The organism is Algoriphagus chordae, assembly GCF_003254055.1.
Classification (GTDB): Bacteria; Bacteroidota; Bacteroidia; order Cytophagales; family Cyclobacteriaceae; genus Algoriphagus; species Algoriphagus chordae.
On record NZ_QKZT01000012.1, the window covers coordinates 107268 to 132847 of the forward strand.

The 25580-nt window shown below is 41.7% G+C and carries 26 protein-coding genes; 15 read left to right on the forward strand and 11 right to left on the reverse strand.

Annotated elements, in window-relative coordinates; translation table 11 throughout:
- Nucleotides 1-139 precede the first annotated feature (139 nt).
- The 9 genes from LV85_RS13990 to LV85_RS14030 form a co-directional block, all read right to left on the reverse strand.
- On the reverse strand, nt 140-1525 hold the full coding sequence (locus LV85_RS13990; RefSeq protein WP_111320472.1) for a sodium-dependent transporter: 1386 nt from the start codon (nt 1523-1525) through the stop codon (nt 140-142).
- A gap of 40 nt (nt 1526-1565) precedes the next feature.
- Complete coding sequence (locus tag LV85_RS13995) at nt 1566-2501, reverse strand: SDR family oxidoreductase (RefSeq protein ID WP_111320474.1); 936 nt, start codon at nt 2499-2501, stop codon at nt 1566-1568.
- On the reverse strand, nt 2473-3318 hold the full coding sequence (locus LV85_RS14000; protein WP_111320476.1) for a peptidylprolyl isomerase: 846 nt from the start codon (nt 3316-3318) through the stop codon (nt 2473-2475). The genes LV85_RS13995 and LV85_RS14000 overlap by 29 nt, the downstream gene beginning before the upstream one ends.
- Nucleotides 3315-4244 (reverse strand): hydroxymethylbilane synthase, encoded by a 930-nt coding sequence (gene hemC / locus LV85_RS14005; RefSeq protein WP_111320478.1) that lies wholly within the window; start codon nt 4242-4244, stop codon nt 3315-3317. The genes LV85_RS14000 and hemC overlap by 4 nt, the downstream gene beginning before the upstream one ends.
- The gene (rimK, locus tag LV85_RS14010; RefSeq protein WP_111320480.1) at nt 4241-5146 is read right to left on the reverse strand and encodes a 30S ribosomal protein S6--L-glutamate ligase; all 906 of its coding nucleotides are present in this window, start codon (nt 5144-5146) and stop codon (nt 4241-4243) included. The genes hemC and rimK overlap by 4 nt, the downstream gene beginning before the upstream one ends.
- 58 nt (nt 5147-5204) lie before the next feature.
- Nucleotides 5205-5642: an ATP-dependent zinc protease family protein gene (locus tag LV85_RS14015; protein ID WP_111320482.1), complete on the reverse strand. Its 438-nt coding sequence runs from the start codon at nt 5640-5642 to the stop codon at nt 5205-5207.
- A gap of 1 nt (nt 5643) precedes the next feature.
- Nucleotides 5644-6771 carry a DNA polymerase III subunit gene (locus LV85_RS14020; protein ID WP_111320484.1) on the reverse strand — a complete coding sequence of 376 codons (1128 nt, stop codon included), beginning with the start codon at nt 6769-6771 and terminating at the stop codon, nt 5644-5646.
- A gap of 11 nt (nt 6772-6782) precedes the next feature.
- Nucleotides 6783-7979: a GlmU family protein gene (locus LV85_RS14025; protein ID WP_111320486.1), complete on the reverse strand. Its 1197-nt coding sequence runs from the start codon at nt 7977-7979 to the stop codon at nt 6783-6785.
- 69 nt (nt 7980-8048) lie between these two features.
- Nucleotides 8049-8297 carry a type B 50S ribosomal protein L31 gene (locus LV85_RS14030; protein WP_111320488.1) on the reverse strand — a complete coding sequence of 83 codons (249 nt, stop codon included), beginning with the start codon at nt 8295-8297 and terminating at the stop codon, nt 8049-8051.
- A gap of 284 nt (nt 8298-8581) precedes the next feature.
- Here LV85_RS14030 and LV85_RS14035 point away from each other — a divergent pair, with 284 nt between their 5' ends.
- The 7 genes from LV85_RS14035 to LV85_RS14070 all read left to right on the forward strand — a co-directional run bounded on the left by LV85_RS14035 (nt 8582) and on the right by LV85_RS14070 (nt 17008).
- Nucleotides 8582-10282 carry a hypothetical protein gene (locus LV85_RS14035; RefSeq protein ID WP_245942312.1) on the forward strand — a complete coding sequence of 567 codons (1701 nt, stop codon included), beginning with the start codon at nt 8582-8584 and terminating at the stop codon, nt 10280-10282.
- A 60-nt stretch (nt 10283-10342) separates the two neighbouring features.
- On the forward strand, nt 10343-12175 hold the full coding sequence (locus LV85_RS14040) for an ABC transporter ATP-binding protein (protein ID WP_111320490.1): 1833 nt from the start codon (nt 10343-10345) through the stop codon (nt 12173-12175).
- Nucleotides 12176-12317: 142 nt separating this feature from the next.
- A complete protein-coding gene (locus tag LV85_RS14045) occupies nt 12318-12686 on the forward strand; it encodes a hypothetical protein (RefSeq protein ID WP_111320492.1) in 369 nt (122 codons plus the stop codon).
- Between the two features lie 62 nt (nt 12687-12748).
- Entirely contained in the window at nt 12749-14287 is a 1539-nt protein-coding gene (locus LV85_RS14050) for a YifB family Mg chelatase-like AAA ATPase (protein ID WP_111320494.1), read from the forward strand.
- Nucleotides 14288-14685: 398 nt separating this feature from the next.
- Complete coding sequence (tnpA, locus tag LV85_RS14060; protein ID WP_111320498.1) at nt 14686-15147, forward strand: IS200/IS605 family transposase; 462 nt, start codon at nt 14686-14688, stop codon at nt 15145-15147.
- Nucleotides 15148-15607: 460 nt separating this feature from the next.
- Complete coding sequence (locus LV85_RS14065) at nt 15608-16342, forward strand: MBL fold metallo-hydrolase (protein ID WP_111320500.1); 735 nt, start codon at nt 15608-15610, stop codon at nt 16340-16342.
- A 150-nt stretch (nt 16343-16492) separates the two neighbouring features.
- The gene (locus tag LV85_RS14070; RefSeq protein WP_111320502.1) at nt 16493-17008 is read left to right on the forward strand and encodes a VOC family protein; all 516 of its coding nucleotides are present in this window, start codon (nt 16493-16495) and stop codon (nt 17006-17008) included.
- Between the two features lies 1 nt (nt 17009).
- Here LV85_RS14070 and LV85_RS14075 read toward each other — a convergent pair whose 3' ends face one another.
- A complete protein-coding gene (locus LV85_RS14075; protein ID WP_111320504.1) occupies nt 17010-18110 on the reverse strand; it encodes a trans-sulfuration enzyme family protein in 1101 nt (366 codons plus the stop codon).
- Nucleotides 18111-18416: 306 nt separating this feature from the next.
- Here LV85_RS14075 and LV85_RS14080 point away from each other — a divergent pair, with 306 nt between their 5' ends.
- Genes LV85_RS14080 through LV85_RS14090 form a run of 3 tightly spaced genes read left to right on the forward strand, consistent with a single transcriptional unit; the run spans nt 18417 to nt 20411 of the window.
- On the forward strand, nt 18417-18947 hold the full coding sequence (locus tag LV85_RS14080) for an RNA polymerase sigma factor (protein WP_111320506.1): 531 nt from the start codon (nt 18417-18419) through the stop codon (nt 18945-18947).
- On the forward strand, nt 18944-19624 hold the full coding sequence (locus LV85_RS14085; RefSeq protein ID WP_111320508.1) for a hypothetical protein: 681 nt from the start codon (nt 18944-18946) through the stop codon (nt 19622-19624). The genes LV85_RS14080 and LV85_RS14085 overlap by 4 nt, the downstream gene beginning before the upstream one ends.
- 28 nt (nt 19625-19652) lie before the next feature.
- Nucleotides 19653-20411: a hypothetical protein gene (locus LV85_RS14090; RefSeq protein WP_111320510.1), complete on the forward strand. Its 759-nt coding sequence runs from the start codon at nt 19653-19655 to the stop codon at nt 20409-20411.
- Nucleotides 20412-20556: 145 nt separating this feature from the next.
- Here the strand turns inward: LV85_RS14090 and LV85_RS14095 are convergent, their stop codons facing one another.
- Entirely contained in the window at nt 20557-21033 is a 477-nt protein-coding gene (locus LV85_RS14095) for a DUF4293 domain-containing protein (RefSeq protein ID WP_111320512.1), read from the reverse strand.
- A 102-nt stretch (nt 21034-21135) separates the two neighbouring features.
- Between LV85_RS14095 and truA the strand changes: the two genes are divergently transcribed.
- From truA to LV85_RS14120, 5 genes are all read left to right on the forward strand, one after another.
- Entirely contained in the window at nt 21136-21894 is a 759-nt protein-coding gene (truA, locus tag LV85_RS14100; RefSeq protein WP_111320514.1) for a tRNA pseudouridine(38-40) synthase TruA, read from the forward strand.
- A 5-nt stretch (nt 21895-21899) separates the two neighbouring features.
- Nucleotides 21900-23672 carry an ABC transporter ATP-binding protein gene (locus LV85_RS14105; RefSeq protein ID WP_111320516.1) on the forward strand — a complete coding sequence of 591 codons (1773 nt, stop codon included), beginning with the start codon at nt 21900-21902 and terminating at the stop codon, nt 23670-23672.
- Between the two features lie 137 nt (nt 23673-23809).
- Nucleotides 23810-24391, forward strand: coding sequence for a hypothetical protein (locus LV85_RS14110; protein ID WP_111320518.1), 582 nt, complete (start codon nt 23810-23812; stop codon nt 24389-24391).
- A 7-nt stretch (nt 24392-24398) separates the two neighbouring features.
- Nucleotides 24399-24914 carry a hypothetical protein gene (locus LV85_RS14115; protein WP_111320520.1) on the forward strand — a complete coding sequence of 172 codons (516 nt, stop codon included), beginning with the start codon at nt 24399-24401 and terminating at the stop codon, nt 24912-24914.
- Between the two features lie 77 nt (nt 24915-24991).
- Nucleotides 24992-25525 (forward strand): hypothetical protein, encoded by a 534-nt coding sequence (locus LV85_RS14120; RefSeq protein WP_111320522.1) that lies wholly within the window; start codon nt 24992-24994, stop codon nt 25523-25525.
- Nucleotides 25526-25580 lie beyond the last annotated feature (55 nt).

Consider the following 25580-nt stretch of genomic DNA (forward strand, 5'->3'; position numbering starts at 1 on the left):
GACTAAATTAGAAAAAGTCAGTATTGCAGCCTCCGCCTGACCTACCTAGACTCTGTGGTTAGAAATGGGAAGGTGGTGAAAAATTAAAAAAAGGAAGCCCGAAGACTTCCTTTTCAACCATATAAGCAAATGCCTCTTATTATGCAGCCTGCGCTGTTCCGAATACACCTACCATATTAAGTATTAGTAAAATAATTACAATTGGACAAATCCACTTCACAAAGAACATCCATCCCAATCTGAAAGGACCCTTGAAACCTGGTGCTCCCAACTTCAATTCATCTGCATATTCCGAAATCTTAGAAGCCCAACCAGTGTATAAGGCAAGCATCAAGCAGATAACGATCACGGCGAAGGTACCGAAGACAAAGTCCATTATGCCGAAGAAACCTTCAAGTCTATTTCCAAAGAAGTTGATATGCAAATTGGCAAAGAATGTACCTGGAATCTGAGATAAAGCAGACGGAACAGAAAGCGCCATCGCAGCAACACCAATAGTCCAGGTAGCTCTTTTTCTACCCCACTTTTTGTCATCAATCAGATAAGACACCGGAACTTCCAACATCGAGATCGTAGAAGTCAAAGCAGCTACCATCAATAAGATAAAGAAAAGAGCTCCTACGATATGACCACCTGGCATGGCAGCAAATACCTTTGGCAATACGTCAAAAACCAAAGCTGGTCCTGCAGCAGGATCCTTACCTGGAAGTAAGGCAAATAAGGCTGGAAACACCATCAATCCACCCAACAAGGCAACTGAAGTATCCATCCCTGCGATCCATCCCGCAGATTGTACAATATTAGATTTCTTTGGTAGATAAGATCCAAAAGTGATCATCAAACCCCAGCCTACAGACATAGAGAAGAATGCTTGACCAAGCGCTTGAAGGATTACAGCTGGATTAATTTTGCTGAAATCAGGCTTCAAATAATATTCAATACCTGCTGATGCACCTTCTAAGGTTACTGCTCTTCCTGCAATGAAAATAATGATGATAAACAAAACCGGCATCAAAAATTTAGAAGCTTTCTCTATACCTCCAGACACACCACCCAAGACGATCAAGATAGTCGCCAGAATAAATATGAACGTAAGAGGAATCACATACAGCGGAGTCTGAACAAACTCCGCAAAATCTACCGGAACGTTGATGATTTCAGTGATAATATACCCTACTGTCCAACCTGCAATCACCGAATAGTAGCTAAAAACAAAGAAGCAAACCAGGACGCAAAGTACACCTGCAAGTTGCCAGAAGCCATTTCCACCTGTTTCACGGACAGCTCCGATTGGGTTTTTACCTGATTTTCTACCTAATGCTATTTCATTCAATAGTAATGGCAATGCTATAAATAGCACACAAATAATATATACAAATACGAAGGCTCCTCCTCCATTTTCACCGACCAAATACGGGAATCTCCAAATATTCCCAAGACCTACGGCAGATCCCGCTGCGGCCATGATGAATCCCAAACTAGAACCAAATTCGCCTCTTTCTTCGGTATCGTTTTTAAGTGCCATAAACTATTATAAAATTAAATTAAGGGTGTATAAACTGCTTTTAAGCGCGGGCTAAGATAATTTGTTTTGCCAAAATACCAATTGCCGTTCGGAAAGTTTTCGGCTCAAAACCAAGCTGTTCGCGAGCTTTGGTAATGACAAAACCTGTTTTTAAGGGTCTTTTTGCTGGCTGAGTAAAAGTGCTCGAATCAGCTCTTTTGATTAAGTCCTTATTCAGACCAAAGAAGTCGGCTGTTGTGTTTGCCATTTCATAGGGGGTCAAAAAGTCTGGGCCTGAAATATTAAAAACCCCTTCTGCTTCTTTCTCCGCGATCAAAATACAACCTGCCGCCAAGTCTTCGGCGAGCGTAGGAGTACGGAATTGATCATCCACTACTTGGATTTCTTTTCCAGCTTCTAGAGAAGACTTCACCCAAAGGACAATATTCGTACGACTCATATCATGGGCTATTCCGAATACTAATACAGTTCGAGCAATTGCCCACTTTGCTTTTGACTTCATAACCATCTCTTCGCCGATCAGCTTGGTCTCCCCATAATAATTTACCGGGGCAGGAATGGCATTTTCATCCAAAGGTCCCTCCTCACCAGAGAAAATAAAGTCCGTAGAAACGAATATAAAGTGAGCATTTGCAGCCTCGGCAGCTTTGATCAAATAGGCAGTGGCATTTACATTGGCATCGTAACAAGCCTCCTGATTCTGCTCACACTGATCCACATGTGTCATAGCTGCCCCATGGATAATGACATCTGGATTGATATCTCCCAAGGTTTGGGCTACCTGTGCAGCATCTGTGATTTCCAGTGAAACGTATTCGAAACCTTCGCCTGGTAATCTGCATTCACCTTTACCGCTAGCGATCACTTGGAATTCACCTTTTCCCACCAATTGTGAAACAAGCTTTTGTCCAAGCAAACCATTGGCTCCAGTGATAAATATTTTCTTCTTACTTGTCATCGGGGTAGCTGTAGCCATATTCTTTTTCGATTTTTTTGCGAGACATTTTATCCACTTTCACAGTCATATAAACAGGCTCATTTGGCCTATCTCGGTAGCCAGTAGGGACATTTGATATTTCGTCTGCTACTTCTAAGCCTTGGATCACTTCACCAAAAACCGTGTACTCCTTGTCCAAATGCGGAACTCCTCCCACAGTGGTGTAGGCTTCAATTTGCTCAGGGGTAAATTCCTTAGTCAAATTCACATTGAGGGATTCTTCCAACTCATCTCTTTTAGAAAGAATCAGATTTGTCAGGCTATCGTATTTCTCCTCATTATAAAGACGGATGTATTCATTCTTCAATTCTGCCTGACTTCCCAACTCCATATACTTCATCAGCGATTTCTGAAGTTCCTTCATATCAGTCGTGAGTTCAAGTTCATCGTAGACCTTTCCGATAGTGATGTAAAATTGAGATCCATTTGATCTTCGCTCTGGGTTGATACCATCTGGTTGTCGCGCAGCCGCGATCATACCTTTTTTGTGGTAATATTTGGGCCGGATTTCCGCAGGCAAAGTTGGCCATTCCTGAGGCGGAAGGTTCTCTTTGGTGAAGACGTCCCCGCCCTGGATCATAAAATTCTTCATCACCCGCTGGAACTCGGTAGAATCAAATCTTCCGGCTTCTGCCAATTTGATAAAATTGGATTTGTGCTCTGGCGTATCGTCAAAAAGTACCGCCACGATATTTCCATGACTAGTCTCTATGGTGATTACGTAATCTTTCTCTCCTCCACAGGCAGCGGTACTCGCTAGCAAGAAGACAATAAGTAGGTTTCTTAGATAACTCATTTATTCAAAGTACTTTTAATTTGATCCAATATTACTTTTCCGCCTGCGGCAAAAACTCGATCAGCTAATTCTTCTCCTATCTTTTCTGGCTGACCTGCATTTCCTTCTACTAGGATAGAAATCCGCTCTTTCCCATCCAAACTCACAATTCCACCTTTGAGTGTAAGCTGATCGCCGACAAGATTTGCTAGCGCAAAAACAGGGATACTACAACCTCCTTCAAGCACTCTCAAATATGCTCGCTCAGCACGCAACCTCAAGGAAGTCTCCAAATGATTACAAGCTGCAGCTATTTTAGTCTTCAATACAGGATCCAATTTCTCTGCCACTTCTATCGCGACAGAACCTTGCCCTACAGCAGGAGTGAATTCATCCAAATCCAATTCTGCGACTATCATATGATCGTATTCCATGCGATGTGCTCCAGCATATGCCAGCAACAAGGCATCGCAAAGCCCCTCTTCCATTTTGCGGATTCTGGTTTGCAGATTCCCGCGAACCTCCACTGTCTTCACATGGGGATAAAAATACTTCAGGGTAGAAACCCGACGTGTGGATGACGTTCCTAAAACGACGTTCTTCTTGAGCGAAACAGACTTGTCATGAGAGACCAGCACATCATTTTCTTTTTCACGCTCGGTAAAGGCAATAATCTCAAAGCCTTCTGGCAAATTGGACTGCATATCCTTTGCGCTATGAACAGCGATGTCAATTCGCCCGTCCAGCAACTGATCTTCCAATTCCTGTGTGAAAACACCCTTGCTGCCGATCTTGGCAATCGACACATCTAGGATCTGATCACCTTTGGTATCGATGATGACAATCTCAGCTTTCAAGCCTGCTTTTTGCAGAAGTTCCTCCACATGATAGGCCTGCCAAAGCGCTAATTTGCTTCCGCGTGTACCTATTTTTACTACCTGACTCATTGACTTGATATTTTCATGGGGCGCTTATTGACCCCCTCTTCTATAAATTTAATGATTGCGCCAGCGATATTTATCCCTGTTGCTTTCTCTATGCCTTCGAGTCCTGGTGAGCTGTTCACTTCCAATATCAATGGGCCTCTTGCAGACTGAAGCATATCCACTCCAGCCACATCCAAGCCTAATGCCTTCGCCGCACTTAATGCCGCTTGCTTCTCCGCTCGGCTCAATTTAATGATTGTCGCCCTTCCTCCTCGATGCAGGTTGGATCTGAATTCACCCTCTGCACCTTGACGCTTCATCGCTCCAACTACTTTGCCGTTTACAATAAATGCACGTATATCTGCCCCTTTGGCTTCCTTAATAAATTCCTGCACAATTATTCTCGCTTTCAAGCCGTGAAAGGCTTCAATCACTGACTGACTGGCTTTTCTAGTTTCTGCCAAAACGACTCCTAATCCTTGAGTTCCTTCAAGCAATTTGATGATCAGTGGTGCTCCGCCCACATGTTCAATAATATGCTTTTCTCCACCTTTGGAAAAATTGGTAAAGGCAGTCTTCGGCATACCCAATCCAGCACTGGAAAGGATCTGTAAACTTCTCAGCTTGTCTCTGCTCCGAACTATCGCTTGAGAATGAACTGCTGAAAATGCCCCCATCAACTCGAATTGACGAACTACCGCTGTGCCGTAAAAAGTAACTGATGCCCCAACTCTCGGGATGATTGCATCTATGTCCGTAAGTTTTTCGCCTTTGTAAATAATAGAAGGCCCATCTTGCTCGATAATCAGGTCACACACACTATGATTCACTATTAGTGCTTCGTGCCCAGCCTGCTGAATTGCTTCAAAAAGCCTTCTGGTAGAATACAAATTTGGGTTCCTGGATAGGATTGCAATCTTCATAAGAAAATTTTTAGAGTTTGAGTCTATTTCTTGACTCGTAAGATAAATCAGTATTTGCTTATTTCTTCCTGTATTGTCTGGCCAAATTGACCTTGGACACATCCACAAGAAAACGATTTTTCAGGATCTTTCGCCCGAGGAGAATCGCATTCTTCATCTTGGAGCGATCCGATAGGGTAAACTCGGCCGTGTAGGTCTCATCAGCAAGTTCAAAGCTAGTCTCAATCAAATAACGTAGCTCAGCCTGTCCGAAGGAGTTTTTTACTTTTTTCTCTCTGAAATGCTCAACCCTAATAAACTCGCCAGTATAGGATTTGTGCCCTGGAAGAAGAGCTTGAAATTGCAAGACTCGCTTGCCATTCACTTCTACTACTTCCAAATTCTCAGCATGAATGCTACTGGTGTAGGCACCCGTATCCACTTTGGCCCAGACTAAGTTCAGCCCCATATCGGGTAAAGAAATCTTTTCTTTTCGACCGATTATTTTATGTTCCATATCAGCTGATTTTAGCCATCAATCTGGTCACATTCATCGAGAGGTCAGTGAAGATAAACTTCGCATTCCCATTTCTTTCCAAATGATAATGTGCCATGTTGAAATCCCCATACAGCTTACCCACATGCTCTTCCTTCAATATATTCCCAGAGATTTTATTTACAAAATCACGATCCTCATCATGTGTACGTAGTAGATCATCCAAACCAGCATTTTTGAGAAGTATCTCTCGAAGGACATTCAAACCAGTCAGCACCAGTGACTTTTGGGCTTCCTTATCCGATTTGTGAAAATCATCTGCCAAGCCAAAAATACTTTTGAAATCTGCTTTGTAACAAGACAAAAACCATTCTCTGATTTTCTTCACCTGAAGATCTTCTACCTGATCCACTAGCCGGTAGGCTTCACGGAGATTTCCATCTGCCAACATCGCTATTTGCTCCGCAGATGCTTCAATACAAAGATCTTCGGCAACCAGATGGTTTTTAACCTCCTCATCAGAGAAGCCACGAATTGTCACTTTCTGCGTTCTGGAAAGAATCGTAGTCAGTAACTGATCCGCATGGCTAGTAACCAAAATAAACAGAGTTTTGGGCTGTGGCTCTTCGAGAATTTTCAGCAGGGCATTTGCCGCAGCTGGATGCAGGAATTCCGGTGCCCAAATCATCATTATTTTGTAGCCTCCTTCGAAAGACATCAAGGACAGTGATTGAATGATTCTGCGTGCCGCTCCCTTGGATATATTTAATTGCTTCTTTTCAAAATTATTGAAATAGATAAAATCATGAACGTTGCCATAAGGTTGTTCTATCACAAATTTCCTCCAGTTGGCCAATAGATCCGGCTTATCCTCCTCGTCGTCTTTGGTCGTTGTAATGGCAGGCATAGCGAAATTCAAATCCGGCATAAGCAATCGACTCATTCGTTGGCATGAGGAGCATACCCCACAGGAGTCAGTATCACTGGGTTTTTCGCAGTACAAATAGGTGCACAGCGCCAAGGCCATAGTTAGATTGGCTGAGCCTTCAGGCCCATGAAATAGCAATGCATGCGCCAAATGATTATGTTTGACAGCATTGATCAGGTTCTCTTTGGTTTCGGGAAGCCCCGGTATATCTGCGAATTGCATGTATTAATTGATCAGAATGAAGTTTCCCAAATTCTATAGTTTTTGGACATTTCGAAAATCGTGCGCAAGATCTCTTGATCCTCTGCATTCAATTCCAGTCCTCTTCTTGCTACCACGGCTTTTGCTGTCTCTAGAAACTTTGGAAACAAAAAGGTAGAGAATCCTTCCTCTCCACCCCAAGCAAAGGAAGGAATAAATTTACGAGGAAATCCAGGTCCAAAAACATTGGAGCCAATTCCTACTACAGTTCCGGTGTTGAACATGGTGTTGATACCGCATTTGGAGTGATCTCCCAGCATCAAGCCACAAAACTGCAAGCCTGTGTTGGCATAATTTCCTACGGTATAATCCCAAAGCTTCACTTGAGAATAATTGTTTTTCAGGTTACTGGTATTGGTATCAGCGCCCATATTACACCATTCGCCAATCACAGAATTGCCCAAGAAACCCTCATGGCCTTTATTGCTAAAGCCAAAGATCACGGAGTTGGACACCTCTCCACCTATTTTACAATGTGGACCCACAGTGGTATCGCCTTTTATTTTCGCTCCCATATTTAGCGTAGAGCTTTCGCAAAGTGCAAAGGGCCCACGAACTAATGTCCCTTCTTGGATCTCTGTGTTTTTCCCGATGTAGATAGGTCCACCGTCAGCATTCAAAACTGCTGCGCGGATTACTGCACCTTCTTCTATGAAAATGTTTTCGGGAGAATATAGCTTGGTATAAGGATCGTTGATTTCAGCAGATTTTCTTCCTTGGGTAATTAAATCAAAATCCTTTCTGATTTCTGCCCCATTGAACTGGAAGATATTCCAGGTCTTCAAGAGAAGCCTTGGCTCAGAACTCATCTGGATGATTTCTTTGTCCCTTACAGCACTTAGGTTTTTCTCAGTCTCCCCGATATAAGTAGCGATGAGTATTTTGCCGAAAAACACTGCCTGATTAGCAGTAAGGGACTTCAAAAGCTCAAGACTTTTGCTATCTGGTAGCCAGGCTCCGTTTATAGCAAGAGCATTTCCTGATTTGCGGGGAAATTTCTTTTGAAGGTAATCTTGGCTAAGAAAAGAAACTGAAGTACCTGTCAACTTCTCCCATTTTTCAGAAATCTTCAGGATTCCGACACGGAGATCCGCCACAGGTCTTGTAAAAGTAAAGGGGAGCAATGAGCCACGAATCGCGGGATCATCAAACAACAAAATAGAGTCCATGAGGCAAAAATAAAAAAGTCTCCCGGAATCCATGCTCCGGGAGACTTTTTAGCCTGAGATAAGGAAGAATTACTTCTTCTGAGCGTATCTTCTGTTGAATTTCTCAACACGACCCGCAGTATCAAGCATCATTTTCTTACCTGTGTAGAATGGGTGAGACTGAGAGCTCACTTCCACCTTGTACAATGGATAATCGTTGCCATCTTCCCAAGTGATTGTTTCGCTTGTTTCGATAGTTGACTTAGTAAGAAATTTAAACTCGCTAGAAGTGTCGTAGAAAACGACGTCTCTGTAGTTTGGATGGATATCAGCTTTCATATTATTGCTAGTTATATAGTACCTCTTTCAAATGAGGCACAAAGTTACTCTTTTTCAGAAAACCCACCAAATCTTTGTCAAGTATTTCTAAGTCAATTGATCAAAAGGATTTAAAAAGTGGTTTCCAGAACACAAAAGAAGCTTTATTAGCTCAAAAATAAAATAGGCACAGCCCAGTTTAGCCCTGAAAATTAATTGCTACTCATAGCATGGTAAGGAAATAACCTGATTTCAAACCAGTTTAATAGTATTCCATTTTCAGGAATGTTTTTTAGATTTAGCCAATGCTAAAACCATACAGTCACAACCCAAGCTCTCGGCTGCTTATTTTTATAGGCATATTTTTACTCCCTCTTTTTGCATTTGCGCAAGGAAGCTACATCCCATACGACCGGGATTACTACCACAAAATCGATCGATACGAGATCCTGCAAGGAAAAAACAACTCGGCTTTTCATTCTGGAGTGAAGCCTTACCGAAGAGACTTTGTAGCCAAATACCTGGATAGTCTGGCTGCTGATCCGGTCATCAAGTCAAGTGTAGATAAATTCAACCTTGCTTACTTGAGTCAGGATAACTGGGAATTTGTGAGTAGAGAAACGCCCTTATCCAAAAAGCCTTTTCTAAAAGCCCTGTATAAGCGCCCAGGAGATTTTGCCTATTATGATAGCGATGAGTTTGATATTCATGTGAGCCCAGTGTTTTACATAAATGGAGGCGTCGAGCCAGACGATGACCGAAATCCCAACCGCCTTTCAAGAGGTATAGTCTTGCGTGGCTCAATAGATGACAAAGTTGGGTTTTATACTTATTTCACCTCTTCAGAAGCATTTTTTCCATCATGGGTCAAAGGCTATGCAGCATATAATGGCGCTGTGCCTGGCGAAGGATTCTGGAAAGAATATAAGGGAGATGGTTACAGCTACTTCTCAGCATTGGGGCATGTAAGTTTTAATGTCAGCAAACACATTCAAGTGGAAGTCGGGCACGACCGCAACTTTATAGGAGAAGGCTACAGGTCTTTTATATTATCCGACTTTTCCAATCCCTACATGTTTGTCAAACTCAACACACAGGTATGGAAGTTTCAGCTGACCAATATCTGGAGCCAAATGACGGCAGACGTCTTTTATGATAGAGGAAGACCAACAGACGGAAAGTACCCCCAGAAATTTTTCGCCTTTAGCAGGCTGGGAATGAATATTGGCAAGAACTTGAATATTGGATGGTTTTCATCGGTGATGACAGATGAGGTAAACTTCAACTATTTCAACCCTATCATCTTTATGCGCTGGGTGGAGCAGCAGCAAGGAACTCCAGACAAGGTTATGCTGGGACTAGATGGCAAGTGGATTTTCACTCCAGGCATGGAATTGTACGGTCAGTTTGCGCTTGATGAATTCGTCTTCAACGAGTTCTTTGGTGTGGATGGGAAAAACTCCAAGAGGAATAAATACGGTGTCCAAATGGGTTATAAGTATATGGATGTATTTGGCCTTTCTAACCTGGACTTTCAATTTGAATGGAATCAAGCAAGACCTTATACATTTCAGGAAAAATTTGATTATCAATCCTACTCCAACTGGAGAACTCCTTTAACTCATCCTCGGGGTGCGAATTTCAGGGAATTCATTAGTATAATCCGGTACCAGCCTCTTCCGAAGTTAAGTCTTACACTCACTGGCATGTATCAACTCTATGGAGCAGATCCGGATGAGGAGACCAACTGGGGAGGGGATGTTTTGAAAAACAGGCTACAGGGAAGCCCTACAGGATTGTTTGATAATGTGATCGGCCAGGGAATAGAAAACAAGGTGATCCAGACCAATTTAAATGCGAGTTATATGCTGCGTCACAATTTCTTCATTGACGCATCACATTCTTTCAGAAGACGTACCGCTCAAGATCTAGATAGCCCAGAGACCAATCAATACCTGCAACTGGCCTTCCGCTGGAACTTTATCAGACCAGATTACAACTATTAACTAGAAACCTCCACTGTCATTTTTGCGTAACTTGCGAGATTATTCCACGAATATTAGTTTATGAAGACTTACCTACGAATTCTTTCCTATGCCAAGCCATATGGGAAATTCGTGCCTATTTATATCATTTACGCTTTTCTCTCCATCGTTTTTGGCTTGCTGAATTTCACGCTGCTGAAACCACTTTTCGATGTGATCTTCGAGCAAGTAGATCCTGAATCGCTGGCGCAATACGCAACAAAGCCTGAATTCAGCTTTTCAGTGGAATATTTCTCCCACCTCTTCAATTACAACTTCCTTCAAGTAGCTGAAGAATATGGGAAAATGGGTACGCTCTTTTATGTCTGTATTATCATCGTTGTATCCGTTTTTCTCTCCAATCTCTTCACTTATTTGTCAGGCGTAGTACTTGCCAAGGTGAGAGCAGTAGTCATCAAGCGAATGCGAATGGATATTTTCGGACAGGTCAGCAAGCTACATATAGGTTACTTTTCCAATGAGCGAAAAGGTGACTTGATGTCAAAGATGACCAATGATGTACAGGAAGTAGAAAACACCATCGTACAATCGCTTCGAGTCGTATTTCGCGAACCGGTTACTATTATTCTATATTTCTCAGTACTCTTCTTCATGTCCGCCAAGCTGACGCTATTCACCATTTTGATCATCCCAATCACCGGAGCGATCATAGGTGGAATCACTAGAAGACTGAAGAAAAAAGCTGTACAAAGTCAGCAGTCTTTGGGAAGAATTGTGAATATTCTAGATGAGACTTTAGGCGGTATGCGTGTAATCAAAGCCTTCAATGCAGAAGGTTTTATGAAAAATAAGTTTGATAGAGAAACGGATTTCTACGCCGATGTCAATGTAAACATGGCGCGCAAGAATGAACTCGCCTCTCCTATTTCCCAGTTTTTGGGTGTATTCGTAGTGGCTGGAATTTTAGTTTATGGAGGAAGTATGGTCCTCAGCGGCAGCTCAGATTTGGGCGCTTCGGACTTCATTACTTATATCATTATTTTCACCCAAGTGCTAAATCCCGCCAAAGAAATCTCCCGTGCGGTCAGTAGCATACAGCGCGGAATTGCCTCTGCGGAGCGAGTTTTTACCGTGGTGGATACCCCATCACAGATTACTTCTCCAGCTGCGCCATCAGTTTTAAAAAACTTCGATAAATCAGTTGAAGTCAAAAATGTAAGCTTTGCTTACGAAGATCAACTGGTTTTGAAGGATATCAACTTTACATTATCGCGAGGAAAAACCATTGCTTTGGTAGGACCTTCTGGTGGTGGAAAGTCCACTTTGGCTGATCTTGTGCCACGCTTTTATGATCCAACTGCAGGAGAAATTTTGCTTGACGGGAATAATTTGAAAGATTTCAGTCTGAAAGATTTGCGTAGCCTAATGGGAATTGTAACACAAGAATCCATACTCTTCAACGACACCGTTTTCAACAATATCGCATTCGGAGTAGAAGGTGCCACAGAGGCCCAAGTCTTGGAAGCAGCAAAAATTGCCAATGCTCATGAGTTTATCGAGAAAATGGAAGATGGTTATCAAACAAGTATAGGTGAGCGTGGCTCTAAGCTCTCTGGAGGCCAACGCCAACGCATAAGTATCGCAAGAGCAGTTTTGAAAAACCCTCCTATTTTGATCCTTGACGAGGCCACTTCCGCACTAGATTCCGAATCAGAGCATTTGGTACAAGAGGCTTTGACTAAGCTAATGAGCAATAGAACTACACTCGTGATCGCACATCGATTGAGCACGATTCAGCATGCCGATGAGATCTTGGTCATCGAGCGAGGAGAAATAGTCCAAAGAGGCACTCATTCCGATTTGAGCCAAATAGAAGGCTTGTATCAGAAACTTTCTAGTATTCAGTCGGTTTAGTATATTCGTTAAAATAAATTTTAAAACCCCTGAAATAGAGCCTGTGGAAGATGATAAAAACTAGGATCATTCACTCAGCTCTGGGATTCCATCCCGAAATATCAGGACAGGTAATGACCGCTAAAAAATAAATTATAAACACATGAAAAAACTTCACCAAATCCTCCAAATAGCCCTTTTGGTCTATTTTGGTGCTTTTCTAATTTTCTTCATTGCCTTTGATACTCTAGGAGGACTCTTTGGAATGGACGAAATCACATCAGATTCCATGGTGACAATCACCTTGATTGGCTTAATTATTTTCTTGGCCGCTTGGGGATCTAGCTACGCTGCTTACAATAGCCTAGCTTCCACGATCAAGAAAATGGAAATAGATGCCAATTCTTTGAAAGCTAAAATCTACGATTTTGAGCATCCAAGAAATCCTGCGACTCCGACTTCAAAACCTTCACAAGCCACTGATTTGGATCAAAGCAACCTTCCTCCAAGACAAAATATTACGGATAAGTAAGGCTTTAAATTCATCAAACTAGTATATTGAGGAGACTAATTAGGTCTCCTTTTTTTTATGTTATGGTAGCTAAAACTTTTGGAAGCGCGGTATCGGGCGTAGATGCGAACATCATCACGATAGAAGTGAATGTGGGACAAGGCACCAGTTTCTATATGGTGGGACTTCCAGATTCTGCTGTCAAAGAATCTCAGCAGCGCGTGGAAAGTGCTCTGAAATACTTTGGCTATAGAATGCCTCGGCAAAAAGTGGTAATCAATCTAGCTCCTGCAGATATCCGTAAGGAAGGTTCAGCCTATGATTTACCTATTGCTATGGGAATCTTACAGGCTTCTGAGCAAGTAGAATTTCCTGCTTTGGGCGATTATGTGATCATGGGAGAACTTTCGCTAGATGGCAATCTCAGACCGATCAAAGGTGTTTTGCCAATAGCAATTGAAGCCAGAAGAAAAGGATTCAAGGGTTTTATCCTTCCTATAGAAAATGCCAAAGAAGCCTCAATTGTCAACAACTTGGACATCATCCCGGTAGAAACTATCCAACAAGCCACAGATTTTTTAATGGGCGAATTGGACATTGTGCCGCTAGTGACGGATACTCGAGAGATTTTCTACCATTCCCTTGATGATATAGAATTTGATTTTGCAGATGTACAAGGGCAAGAAAACATCAAGCGTGCAATGGAAATCGCTGCTGCGGGTGGACATAATGTGATCATGATTGGCCCTCCAGGAGCAGGTAAAACTATGCTAGCCAAGCGACTTCCTTCGATATTGCCTCCTCTCAGTCTGGTGGAAGCATTGGAAACTACTAAGATTCATTCCGTCGCTGGTAAGCTCGGGAAAAACGGCTCTCTGCTAGCCAATCGGCCTTTTCGATCCCCACATCATACGATAAGCGATGTAGCCTTAGTAGGTGGAGGAGGTAATCCTCAGCCTGGAGAAATTTCGCTAGCACATAATGGCGTACTTTTTTTGGATGAATTACCGGAGTTCAAGCGCACGGTATTGGAAGTAATGCGTCAACCGCTGGAGGAGCGTAGAGTGACCATTTCCAGAGCGAAAGTTTCGGTGGATTTTCCAGCCAACTTTATGCTGATCGCCAGTATGAACCCATGTCCTTGTGGCTACTACAATCACCCAGAGAAGGAATGCGTCTGTGGACCAGGAATCGTGCAGCGCTATTTGAACAAAGTTTCCGGACCTCTTTTGGATCGTATTGATTTGCATGTGGAAGTAACGCCGGTGAAGTTTGACGAGATGACCTCCACCCGCAAAACAGAATCCAGCAAGGAAATCCGTGAGCGCGTGATCCATGGCAGAGAGCGTCAAAAGGAACGATTCAAGGACAATCCTGAGGTATTCTGTAATGCCATGATGCCCTCCCACATGGTCAAGCAAATCTGTCAAATCAATGAAGCTGGCAAGATGCTGCTGAAAACCGCCATGGAGCGATTGGGTTTATCTGCCAGAGCCTATGATCGAATTCTGAAAGTAGCGCGAACGATAGCTGACATCTCTGGGTCTGAAGATATCAAGGTCGAACATTTGGCGGAAGCCATTCAGTACAGGAGTTTAGACAGAGATGGCTGGGCGGGGTGAGAGTTTAAAATGATTGAATTGGAAATTGAGGATTAGATAATGTGGCAAATAGCGCTGTACCTGACGGCACAGCCAAGAATCATTTCTTAAACAATTTTTCTATCTATAGTTAGCCCCCAACGGGGCAACTCTAAGTATGAATAATTTTAGAAATTGCTCATAGGAAAATTCTTGAATCTGATTCGCACACATTCACCACCTATAATATACCTCCTCGAGAGGTAAAGCAATCTATAACTAACATAAAAGGGGTATGATCGAGAAAACATAAGATCAATTTAAAAACCTTCATTTTACACCACCCGAAACTTAGTCCCGCTAGGGACCTACTAGGGGTAGAATTATTAATAAACAGGGCACCAGCCGTGCCGTCAGGTACGGCACTAAATTTTTCAAGCATGGCAAATACCTACACACAGATTCATATTCAAGCAGTCTTTGCTGTTCAAAATAGAATCTCATTGATCCATCCGACATGGAAGAACGAATTGTATAAATACATTTCTTCTATAGTTTCAAAATATGATCACAAAGTCTTGCAGATAAACGGCATGCCAGATCATGTGCATTTATTGATGGGATTTCGACCTACACAGGCTCTTTCTGACTTAATGAAAGAATTGAAAGAAGATTCATCCAAATGGATTAATACTCGAGGGTTTGTGAAGAGAAAATTTGCTTGGCAAGCTGGATATGGAGCATTTTCATATAGTAAAAACCAAGTCCCAAGGTTAATTCGATATATCCAAAATCAAGAAGAACACCATAAAAGGCAGTGCTTTTTGGATGAATATGAAGAACTATTGAAAATCCATGAAATTGAATACGATCAACGCTACATTTTCAAAGCGATAGACTAGCGCTGTACCTAACGGCACAGCCAAGAATCATTTCTTAAACAATTATTCTACCAATAGTTAGCCCCTAACGGGGCAACTCTAAGTATGAATAATTTTAGAAATTGCTCAATGGAAAATTCTTGAATCTGATTCGCACACATTCACCACCTATAATATACCTCCTCGAGAGGTAAAGCAATAAAAATTACCATACAAGGAATATGATTGAGACAACATAAGATCAATTTCAAAACCTTTATTTTACACTACCCCAAACCTAGTCCCGCTAGGGACCAACTTTAGGTAGAATCATTAATAAATAGGATACCAGCCGTGCCGTTAGGTACGGCTCTATATAAATTCAGACCATTTATCTTTTGGCTAATGATCATCAAAGGTATTTTGGATAGTCTAACCAAATTTCCCTTTAAGCCTGTTATTCAGTATATTCCACAACTGAATTCAACAAACAAATCATTCGATGAAATATTTCACCCTACTGCTCTTATTCATCTCATTTGGAGCATTTTCCCAAGATATCATTACTGCAAAAAAAGGAGATATCACCATCTCTCCTATCACACACGGAACCTTGGTTCTGGAGCGAAACGATCAGGTCATCTATGTGGATCCCTATGGCGGAGCAGCACTTTTCGAAGGACACAAAAAGCCAACACTAGTTTTAATCACGGATATCCATGGAGACCATCTCAATCAGGAAACTTTGGATGGTTTGGACTTATCCGAAGCCACATTAGTAGTTCCTCAGGCTGTTGCTGATAAATTACCCGCCGGCACTGGAAAAGCGATAGAAATCCTTGGAAATGATCATTCTAAAACAATCAATCAGGTGAAAATCGAGGCAATCCCTATGTATAATCTCCCTGAAAGTGCTGATGCTCGACACAGCAAGGGCCGTGGAAATGGATACATTGTCCACCTCGGTGGAAAGCAATTTTACATCTCTGGAGACACGGAGGACATTCCCGAAATGCGAGCGCTTAAGAATATAGACGTGGCATTTGTCTGCATGAATTTGCCTTACACTATGGATGTGGATCAGGCAGCAAGTGCTGTTTCGGAATTCAAGCCTGCGATCGTTTATCCTTACCATTATAGAGGATCGAATGGTTTTAGCGATTTCGAAAAATTTAAAACTTTGGTAAATGAAGCCGCACCTGAGGTGGAAGTTCGGCTTCGTAGCTGGTATCAGTAAAATTTGAATAATAGAAAGTTGACGGGATGGATTAATTTCTTTTCCGCCATTTTTCATTTTGAGGCAAGTCTAGTTTCCTAGCAAAAAGACTGAGAGATTTTGGCTTCTATTTTTTATATTCCTCTACTATTCAAGCTAAATCCATAAATCATGAAATTAACTCTTCCCAAAATACTCAGCGCAGTTCTTTTTTTAGCAATTGGTTTGACAGCTGGAATCGCTGTGGGAACAAAACTACAAACTGAAGAAAAAGGAGAAATCTTAGGCATCAATCATATCGCTATCGTGACTGAGGATTTTGAGAAATCAGCTAGTTACTATAGAGATACATTGGGATTTCCTTTGGCGATTGAATTCAAAGACCAGGACGGAAACCCCGCTTGGTCCTATTTCCAAGTAAGTAAAAGCACCTTTATAGAACTTGTGCCAGCGTCAGCTTCTCGGCCAGCAGGACTTGAGCATTTTGGCTTGGAGACAAGTGGGACCGAATCTTTACTTGACCATCTTCGTGAAATGGGCCTAGACGTAAATGGGCCAAGAGTCAGCAGCTTGACAGGAATTCATATCGGAACTACCAAAGATCTAGATGGGGTGAATATTGAATTTATCGGAGCTGTTCCTGGCTCAGTTCATAGAAAAGCAATAGATGATTGGGATCTGAAATAGTTTATTTGAGAGCATTCTCCATATCATCTAGCAAATCATACAAGTGCTCTAAGCCCACCGAAACTCTAATTAAGTTTTGGGGTGTCAAGGTATCTGGTCCTTCAGATGCTGCTCTGCGCTCGATTAAGCTTTCCACTCCACCAAGGCTGGTAGCGTTGATATAGTATTTGAGTTTGGAGATCACTCGATCCGCAACATCAGCTCCACCATTCACTTGAAAAGAAACTACTCCTCCAAACGAAGACATTTGATTGGCCGCGATCATGTGCCCTGGATGAGATTTCAAGCCTGGATAATAGACTTTTTCAACGGCATCGTGAGTGGAAAGAAAATTAGCTAGCACCATGGCATGCTCTGCATGACCTTTCATTCTATAGGGTAACGTTTTGATGCTTCTGCATAGGTAATAGCAATCCATCGGTGATGGCACGGCTCCTCCGCTTATCTGTACATTTTTCACTTTCTCCCAGAACTCATCTAGCTCTTTTGTAATCAATGCCCCTCCCAAAATATCCGAGTGTCCACCAAAATACTTGGTACTTGAATGCATCACGATATCGGCACCAAGGCTGATAGGATTTTGGAAAACGGGTGTAGCAAAGGTATTATCACAAGCCAATATTGCGCCCATTACTTTTGCTAGATTCGCTACTGCAGTAATATCTGTAACCTTCAATAAGGGATTGGAAGGTGTCTCTACCCACACCAATTTGGTATTGGGCTGGAAAGCTTGTTCGACTTTGTCCAGATCAGTCATGTCTACAAAAGTGCATTCTAACACTCCTTTGAATATAGAAAGAATCGCATTTTTCAGACCATGATACATATCATCTGGAGCGATAATATGCGAACCTGGTTCTAAGGATTGAAATACGGAAACACCTGCTGCATTTCCAGAAGAGAATGCTGCAGCGTCTGCGCCTTTTTCCAAAGCCGCCAGCAATTTCTCCAAGGTATGGCGATTTGGATTATTGGCTCGAGCATAGATCATGGACTCTGGTTGATGCACAAAAGTAGTGCTCAGCGTGATGGGCTGAACCACTGGTTTTTCGGTATCAGAGACTATATTTCCTCCGTGTATGGCGAGAGTTTCGAGTTTCATATGATTGTAATTAGATTTTTTATTAGCCTCTTAGTCAGTCCCATCCCGATATATACCAAGGTCAAATTTTGAGAATCTAGCATGCTTGACGATCCAAACTGGTATCTGCCGTGCCATGCTTATCTACCTAAGGCAGATTCGATTTCATAAATAGACTGTTAATACTTACTAAAGCCTAAGCTTGAAATTACCAATATTTCTGTGAGTGAGAAAAGATTTTGTAAAATGCCCCATTGTCTGAAAAAAAAACATGACCATTCCAACCTTTTGCATTAGGATCGACTCTTTTAGATAGACGCACAATTTATGAACAACCAAAAGCTAGACACCAACCTAATATCAAAGGTCCTCAAGGGCGACAGGTCTGCGCAGTTTCAGCTTTTTGAATTGACGAAAGGAATGCTTTACTCTACTTGCTATCGGATAGTCAATGAGGAGGATGAGGCAAATGATGTGTTGCAAGATTCCTATGTGGAGATTTTCCAAAAGATCCACACACTAAAACATCCCGAAGCGCTGATTGGCTGGATGAAAACGATTACAGTTCGTAAGGCGATTTCGCATCAGAAAAAGAAAATCTATTTCGATCCGATCGAAGATGTGGAAATAGAATCCAGTGAGGCATTTGATTCTTGGTTTGATGCAGAGCTGCTAGATCAAGCTATCAAAAGTTTGCCTACAGGGGCTAGAGCAGTATTTCTGCTTTTATCCGTGGAAGGATATTCTCATCGGGAAGCGTCGAATATGCTGGGAATCTCAGAAAACACTTCTAAGTCTCAGTTGAATTATGCGAAAACGCTCTTGAAAAAGCGGATCACTAAACTACTTCAGGCATGAACGAATATAGCCCAAAACCAGATTTGTGGAGTAAGATTCAGCAGCGGAGAGATTTCGATTCGCAGGTAGCATCTCATGCTAGAAATCTACCTGAGAGAATGCCAAAAGCTGATCTCTGGAATTCCATTGAAAGTGAATTGGACAAAAAAACACCAGTTGTCCCGCTTTGGAAATATGGAATGGCCGCAGCTTCGATTGCTTTGATTCTAGCAATTTCAGGCATCGCCTACTTACAGTTTGGAGACAAAGACACAGAAGCTCAATTGATCACTGAGCGAAGCCCAGTCTCTACAGAACCAATCGCCACGGAAACAATACCGCCGATTCAAAAGGAATCGGAAGAGTCAAATGCAATAGAAATCAAAGTGGAACAACCGACTGCTCCTTTACGGAAAGAAGTCGTTAAAAACATACCGACTCCTATTGAGATCCCTACACTAGATTTACCAGACTTGAGCATTGAAAACACCTTAATTTCGGAGGTGATAATCCCTAAGACAGCTGAAGTAGAAGTACCACAAACGCTTCACAAGGTTCAAATCTCATGGGGATTTCAAGACAAAAGCAAACTCAGAACCACCTTCGGAGCGGCAGTACCGGAAGATATTTCCAATCAACAAATCGGCCGAGCAGATCAAACCCCTAACTCGATCAAAATCAGATTTAAAAAACAGTAACTACCAAAAACTTTTAAATAACACTATCATGAAAAGATACCTACTAGTTTCTTGCCTGGCATTGCTATGTTCAATTCAAGCGAGAGCACAGGAAATAGAAAACAAACCCTTTGGCAACAACTTGGATAAATTGAACGAAGACTTTCCTGTCACTGACACTCTGGCTTTTGACTTCCCTAATGACAGCAGGCTACTCCTTCTTTTTAATAACACTGAGTATGAGCTCAGCGATTTAGAACAAAAATTTACCGGGGTACTAAAGGAAACCACTGATTTCCCTGAGTTCAAAACCTTAGTTTATCGCCTCAGTGAGGACTATCCTCAAACTAAAACTGATGCGGTCATTTTAGATTTAGAAAGAAAATATCTCCCCTACATTGATCAATTGGAACTGAATGCAGTGATCGGAATGGATTTTACTGGCGGGGAATTCACACCAATAGTAGGAGGAAGAATGATGTTCAATTTCCGAAAATTCGATATCGGAGCATCTTTCACCAACAAAGTTTATTTCCCTGAAAGAATCGAGGGAAACATCAAAGTCAATAGTAATTGGTTTGCAAACCTTGAATATAGATGGGATCGAAGTGACCCAAAATCCAACACTGCCAACATGTTTGGTGTGGGAATATTAGTAAATGAAAGCAAAAGTCAACTATTCACAGGAACTACAGTTCAAGCTTTCTATAAGCGTAAAGTAAATAAGAATATTTCTATCCAAGTCGGGGTAATCGCTACCGAGAATTTCAAAACTTTCTACCCTACAGTAGGGATAAGGTTTTGGTAGAAAACAACCCCAATGAGATTGCTTCGTTCCTCGCAATGTCGTTGTATGAAGAAGCAGGTAAACAATTCAAAAGAGCCAGCGATTTGCTGGCTCTTTTGAATTGTTAGGAATACTAACGACTTGATACTTATATCTAAGATCTATCCTATCTGATTCTATCCACAGATTTCAGCAAGGCCACATCTTTTCTGATAAAGCGATTAGCTAGCATGTTACATACCATTGCAGCCAAAATCGCCCAAAAACCTATGCCATAAGTTCCATTATCAGCAGCGGCAACTTCTTCATTTACTCCGTTTGTGGTAAGGAAAACAATAGCTACCAAACCCACCATCAAAAGTGAATTGACCATATTGAGCATCATTTGTCTACCAAGGTTACGATATTGAAAGATCGAAATAATAGCCAAAAGACCTGCGAATGAAGCCAAAGCTGCAATATACCAGTTAGAAGAAGATTGAAGAATTTCGCCTGATGCATCTAGTTGGTTCATAAATAAAGCATTGAGTTTCCATACTTCTCCGGAATCTGCTACTTCTTGTACCCAAAGGTCTAGGCCCAAAGTCAATCCCATGGCAACCGCCACTAGGAAAAGGAAAATTGATTGTACGCGCTGGATCATTTGTTTCTGATTTTTTGGCAAAGAAAAGGTCTTATGACTTCATTAGCAAGGAATGCAGGTTTCTCGCCGTGATTTGATTGGGAATAGTATCTTTGCAGCCGTATGACTGAGAGCAAAAGATATTTTTTGGATTTAAGCTATAAAGGAACACAGTATCATGGCTGGCAAATCCAAGAAAATGCATTTACTGTTCAGGAAGCCCTAGAAGCTGGACTTTCTACCTATTTCAGAACCCCGATCTCGGTGATGGGATCTGGCCGTACGGACACGGGCGTGCATGCTTATATGCAGGTCTGCCACTTTGATACGGATCAGGAAATAGATAGAGAAAAGTTTATACGGGCGATCAACGGAATCTTGCCGAAAGACATTTCTATTAATTCGATTCGAGCTGTCAAGCCCGATGCACATGCTAGGTTCAGTGCCAAAAGCAGGTCCTACGTGTACAGAATGATCTTGCAAAAAAGTCCCTTTATAGAAGATTACGTCTGGCGTCATTATTTCAATCCCGATATAAATAGAATGAATGCCGCAGCCAAAATCCTCCTGGAATACAATGACTTTGAGTGCTTCAGCAAAATACATACGGCCGTCAAACATTTTCGCTGTGAAATAAAATCGGCACATTGGGAACAAAAAGACGGTGAATTGCAATTTCATATAACTGCCAACCGCTTTTTGCGTGGAATGGTAAGGGCAATCGTGGGAACGCTTGTTTCTATTGGACTAGGTAAAATGGAACCAGAGGAAATGCATCAGATCATCGCATCCCGAAATCGAGAAAATGCAGGGAAATCAGCTCCTGCATCTGGCTTGTTTTTCAGCCGAATTGAATATTCAGAAGACATATATATAGACTAGTTACCTTGAGCTTAGAACAAGAAAAAACATCATCTGGCGAAATCGTCGATTCGAAAGTCCTCAAGCAGCTATACGGTTTTGTAAAGCCTTACAAAGCTCAATTCTATTTTTTGGTCTTTCTTACCATCGCACTTGCCATTTTGGCACCTACTCGACCATATTTCATTCAGGTAGCGATAGATGATTATATCGCTGTGGGTGATGCGCCTGGCCTACTAAAAATCATATATCTCCTCATAGGACTGATGATTCTTCAGGCATTGGTTCAATGGGCACACACCTATTATTCGGGTTGGATCGGTCAGGTAATCATTCGTGACATACGGGTGAGGCTATTTAAGCACTTGCTCAAACTCCGGTTAAAATTCTTTGACACGACCCCAATCGGTAGATTAGTTACCCGAAATATTTCGGATATAGAAACACTAGCGGACGTATTCTCTGAAGGATTGGCCGCTATCATCGGGGATCTCTTACAACTGGTCACGATCCTAGGAGTCATGTTTTACATTGATTGGAAGCTCACCCTGGTAAGTTTATCCACTTTGCCTCTGATGATTATTTCTACTTATGTATTCAAGGAGAAAATCAAGGTCACCTTCAATGATGTAAGAAATGCTGTTTCTAACCTGAATTCTTTTCTTCAAGAGCATATCACGGGGATGAACATCGTACAGATTTTCAATCGGGAAGAACGTGAATTCGAAAAATTCAAAACCATAAACAAGGAGCACCGAAGAGCTCACATCCGTTCTGTGCTTTATTACTCTATTTATTTCCCAGTTGCAGAAATCATCCAAGCCATAGGAATTGGTTTGGTAGTATGGTACGGAGCAGTTGGGGTGCTGGGCATGGACATCGAGATTGGTGTTTTGATTTCCTTCATTATGTACCTACAGCTTTTCTTCCGACCTATTCGAATGATTGCGGATCGATTCAATACGCTGCAGATGGGTGTCGTAAGTTCTTCCCGTATTTTCAAATTGCTTGAAAGCAAAGAGCATATCGCAAACGAAGGAGATTATAAGCCAGAAAAAGTAAGTGGAAACATCAAGGTAGAAAAGGTATGGTTCGCCTATGTGGATGAAGATTACGTGTTGAAAAACATCAGCTTCGAGGTAGAATCAGGCCAAACTGTCGCCCTCGTAGGAGCCACTGGGGCTGGCAAATCTTCGATTATCAATTTGATTTCTAGATTCTATGAGATCAATAAAGGCCATATCACCATCGACGGACATGACATACGGGAATTTGAATTAAACACCTTGCGCAAGCATATTGGGGTTGTACTTCAGGATGTCTTCCTTTTTTCCAATACAATTTTCTACAATATCACCTTAGGCAATCCAGACATTACACGCGAACAGGTGATGTATGCTGCTGAGCTAGCTGGTGCAAAAAGATTTATAGAAAGACTTCCAGGTGGACTTGATTACAATGTGATGGAGCGTGGGGCTACACTTTCAGTAGGTCAGCGACAGTTGATTTCCTTCGTTAGGGCGATGGTCTACAATCCTGAAATCATTATTCTCGATGAAGCCACATCCTCCGTAGATACCGAAACAGAGGAATTAATCCAAGAATCCATAGAGACTATGATGACTGGCAGAACTTCTATCGTGATAGCTCACAGACTTTCCACCATCCAAAAAGCGGATAAAATCATTGTCCTTCACAAAGGAGAAATCGTTGAGACAGGTACCCATGATTCATTACTAGAATTAGGTGGAGCATATACACAATTGCACCAAATGCAACTCAAGACTATGGCGATCTAGCCTGGTTTTTGACAACTATTACAAAACCCCTATATCACGTAAAATACAGCACAGCAGGAGTGGCTGACTCCGAAATGATAATCCAATGAGGGATTTCTTGCAAGCCATCGGGATAACATTTTAAAAAATATAAATACATGAAATACAGATTAGTTACTTTATTGGTATTACTACCACTTATCAGTTTTGCGCAGGAAAGAGGAGTAGGTATTCGCCTTGGAGAGCCTCTTTCTTTTACTTATAAAGACTTCCTCACCGAATATATTTCCATCGAAGGAATGATAGGAATTGCTGGAGTAAACAGTGCAAGCTATTATCAAAAAGAATTTGAAAGCAATCTTCCTGAGTCCAATGCCTTCTATATTTCCCACTCTGCCAATAAAGGAGTTTCCTTCAATGTACGCTCCGCCTACCATGAGGATATTACAGATATTTTTGGCATCACAGAAGGTTATCTTCTTGCTTATGGAGGGGCAGGCATTCAACTTAGAACTACCAAAGTCACCTATTCCTACGCAGATGGGCAAGCCTCTTCTTTGATAAAGAATGACAGCCGTACTAATGTGGATTTTGGGCCAGAAGCATTTATCGGTGCAGAATACTATTTTGACAATGTCCCCATTTCCATATTTGGAGAAGCTGGTTTTTTCCTTGAATTAATTGACCGCATCGGGCATATCAAAGGCCAAGGTGGTGTTGGTGTGCGTTACTTGTTTTGATGGATTGATGAAAAAGAAGATAGTATTGATCGTCCCAGTGCTGGCGATTCTTGCAATAGTAGGGTATTGGGGTTTTGAAAAATTAGGCGGAAACACCCCTATTGAGATTACGCTAATAGAAAACTCTCCTGAGAGTCTGGCTGGAATCACGTATCGTGGCACACCAGGCAATGAGGCATTAGGCGAAGTATTCAAAAAGATGGAAGCTAAAAAAGGGCTGCATCCAGGCAGCCAGCTGCACACCATCTATGAGGTCGAACCAGCAGGGAAACTTGACACCATGCTTGTCTTTGTGGGGATCAATCAAATGCATCCAATAGCCGATTTAGAATACCGTTCTTTCGAAAACAGCAGCTACCTACTCGCCAAAATCCAAAGCAATAAATGGGTAATGGCTAGTCCTAAAACTGTCAAAGAAAAACTCCAAACCTATGCCTTGGAAAATAATCTGGAACTGACTGGCGTTTATATAGACAAAATCGTCTCAGATGAAGAAGTTCAAGTCATCGCTCCAATCAAGTAAAAAGTTGTTAAGGATTTTTGGCCAACCATTTAATGGCACAATTCGTGAAAGCAAGTAGTTAACCATAAAAAACTATCATGAGAAATATCAATACATTACTATTGGCTCTATTCGGGCTTGTCATATTTCAATCTTGCGAAGGACCTGAGGGACCTCAAGGAATTCCTGGTGAACCAGGGATTAATATCGTGGGAACCACTTTTGAGGTAACCGCTAACTTTACCAATGAAAATAATTACGCAGAGGTTTTTGATTTCACAGAGCCGTTAGTTGATGGAGATGCGTTATTGGTGTATATGCTTGAAGAATCTCCAGCTTTCCCAGGAACTTTTGCTTGGAGACTTACACCTCAAACTTTCTATTTAGAAGAAGGAATTCTAGTATATAACTATGACTACACTGTTGATGATTTCAGCATCTTTTTAGACAATTCCCCGATCAACTTCTCAACATTAGATCCATATTATACAACTGGCTTAGAGTTTAGAGCAGTAGTAATCCCTTCTGATCTTGCGACAAATGCTCGTGTAGATTATTCCGATTATGAAGCAACCATGAAACTTCTAAACATTTCAGAAAATGACTTCGTTAGAATAGAACCCAAGAAATAAAAAACAGTATGCTAAACCAACTGATTACCACAAGCTGGATCGATGTCTCACATAG